The organism is Amphibacillus indicireducens (assembly GCF_039539605.1).
Classification (GTDB): domain Bacteria; phylum Bacillota; class Bacilli; order Bacillales; family Amphibacillaceae; genus Amphibacillus; species Amphibacillus indicireducens.
Map to the genome: position 1 here is coordinate 1 of NZ_BAABDL010000157.1, position 2,595 is coordinate 2,595.

At 34.9% G+C, this 2,595-nt stretch carries 3 protein-coding genes; all 3 read left to right on the plus strand.

The window, feature by feature from the left end; genetic code table 11:
- A partial coding sequence (locus ABD814_RS13150; protein WP_344914171.1) for a site-specific integrase occupies nt 1-657 on the plus strand: 657 nt, incomplete at its 5' end.
- Nucleotides 650-1,633 carry a tyrosine-type recombinase/integrase gene (locus tag ABD814_RS13155; protein WP_344914174.1) on the plus strand — a complete coding sequence of 328 codons (984 nt, stop codon included), beginning with the start codon at nt 650-652 and terminating at the stop codon, nt 1,631-1,633. The genes ABD814_RS13150 and ABD814_RS13155, both read left to right, overlap by 8 nt.
- The coding region (locus ABD814_RS13160; RefSeq protein ID WP_344914177.1) for a site-specific integrase at nt 1,620-2,595 on the plus strand (976 nt) is incomplete at its 3' end. The genes ABD814_RS13155 and ABD814_RS13160, both read left to right, overlap by 14 nt.

Genomic DNA, 2,595 nt, shown 5'->3' on the forward strand with positions numbered 1-2,595 from the left:
AATCAATATACAGATGAGAATCTGTCTCTTATGGTTCCAAAACAGAAGAAGTACTACTATCCTGCAGTTCCTTCTGTATGGGATAAAGAAGATGTTATACGCATGTTGAATGATATTGACCGAGGTAATCCAACTGGTAAGAGAGATTATGCAATCTTACTTCTAGTTGCAAAACTAGGTATTAGGGCAGGAGATATTAAATCTTTGGAGTTATCAGATTTAAACTGGCAATCAAAAATTATAGAAGTAAAGCAAAATAAAACAAAGAATATCGTAACATATCCCATTCTAAAGGATATAGGTTGGGCATTGATTGATTATCTAAAGAACGGACGACCTATTAGTAATTCTCCCTATGTTTTTATCCGTATGAATGCACCTTATGATGCTTTTGGAGAAAATGCTAACCTACACAATATTATCACGAAATACACTAGACTTTCTGGTATCACTATTCCGCGTGCTAAAAAACAAGGATTACACTCGCTAAGGCATACTCTTGCGAGTACTTTGCTTGAACAGGGTACGCCATTACCAGTAATCGCAGAAGTCCTTGGACATTATAACACCAAATCAACTAGTGTCTATCTGCATACAGACATAGAAAGTTTAAGGAAATGTGCTGTTGATCCGGAAGAGGTGTTTAAAAATGTCTAACAGAACTATTGTTTTTCAAAGCGTTCTTGGCGAACTAATCGCAGGATATATTGAAGAAAAGAGAGCTGTAGGCTATAAATACAATAAAGGCTCTTCTCTTTTGAAACAATTTGATAAATTGGTTGCTAGCGAAAATTTAGTTGAAACGAAGCTTCCGAAGGAAATTGTACTACTTTGGACGAAAAAAAGAGCAAATGAAACTGCTAGTAATAGGAACGGTAGAATCTCAATCATACGTGGACTTGCAACATATATGGTCCGTTTTGGTCATGAGGCATATATTTTTCCGGCCGCCTCTAATTCTATTGACAGATATTGTTATGTTCCTTATATTTTCTCAGAAATAGAGCTAAAGAATATTTTTATTGTTTGCGACAGTTATCCTATTTCAGATGTTTCTCCTAATAGACATTTAGTTCTTTCTCTTTTGTTCCGTATATTGTATGGTTGTGGACTACGGATATCAGAAGCATTGAATCTAAGTCTTAAAGATATTGATTTGAATCGAGGTACATTATTCATTCGGGATACGAAATTTGGAAAAGAAAGAATGGTTCCGATGGCGGAAACACTGACAAGAGGATGCCGCATGTATATAGAAAGAAATCATTACTTAAATTCTAGTGATACATTCTTATTTCCATCACCTTTCGGTGGACGTTATAGTGAAAGCACGATATATAAACTATTTAGGCAGGTTCTATGGAAGGCCGGTATTTCTCATAGTGGAAAGGGTCCAAGACTGCATGATTTAAGACATACATTTGCTGTTCACTGTTTGAAAAAATGGGTGTTAAATGGAGAAGATATGACGAATTTACTTCCCTATCTTTCGACATTTCTAGGACATGTTGATCTAAGAGGTACTCAACATTACATGAGACTGACGGCTGATTTATACCCTCAAATTATAGTTTCAGTCGAACATAGCTTTTCATCTTTAATACCGGAGGTATCGTTCAATGAAACAGACTGATTTCGCACGAACACTTACACGATTCCTTTCGGATTATCTTCCAAGCCAACGTAACGTTAGTACCAATACAATAAAGTCATATCGGGATACATTTAAACAAGTGCTAATGTATTTTGGCATGGAACTTAATATTAAACCAGAACGGCTTACCTTTGAAAAGATAAAAGTGGAAAATATTAGAGAGTTCCTCCTGTGGCTAGAAAAAACGCGTAACGTTGGCATTAACACTCGTAATCAAAGATTAGCGGCTATTCACAGTTTTTATCGTTATACTCAATCAGAGTATCCTGAAATGTTACTAGAGTGCCAAAAAATTCTGGGAATCCCATTTAAAAAGAGAGAAATGAAGACAATTGAATTTCTTTCACACGATTGCCTAAAAAATATATTAGAACAACCAGATACTAACAAAAAAAGAGGGCGCCGTGATCTAACAATAATAGCTATTCTTTACGACACAGGTGCAAGAGTACAAGAATTAATCGATTTAAAGACAAGTGATGTTAGACTTACAAAGCCTGTCACTATTACCCTAACGGGTAAAGGAAATAAACAGAGAAGTGTTCCCATTATGGAAAAAACACATAAACTCTTGGAAAGTTATATGAACGAAAATAATTTATTAGAAAACGGAAAGCAAAATCATCCACTATTTTATAATAGTAATAGACGCCCATTCACAAGACCAGGCATAACATATATTTTAGAGAAATATTTAAAACAGGCTAAGAATACTAATTCGGAAGTTCTATTTCCTGATAAGCTTCATCCACATATGATTAGACATACGAAAGCCATGCATTTATTAGAGGCTGGAGTAAACCTAATTTATATAAGAGATTTATTAGGACATGTAAATGTTACTACAACTGAAATTTATTTAAAAGCCAGCACAGAAATAAAAAGAAAAGCATTAGAAGCTGCATATGTGGAAGTCGTGACACAAGATATTCCAGTTTGGG

Excerpts from the sequence above, each read along its gene's own strand:
- ABD814_RS13155 (WP_344914174.1), top strand. The coding sequence starts at position 650 with ATGTCTAACAGAACTATTGTTTTTCAAAGCGTTCTTGGCGAACTAATC.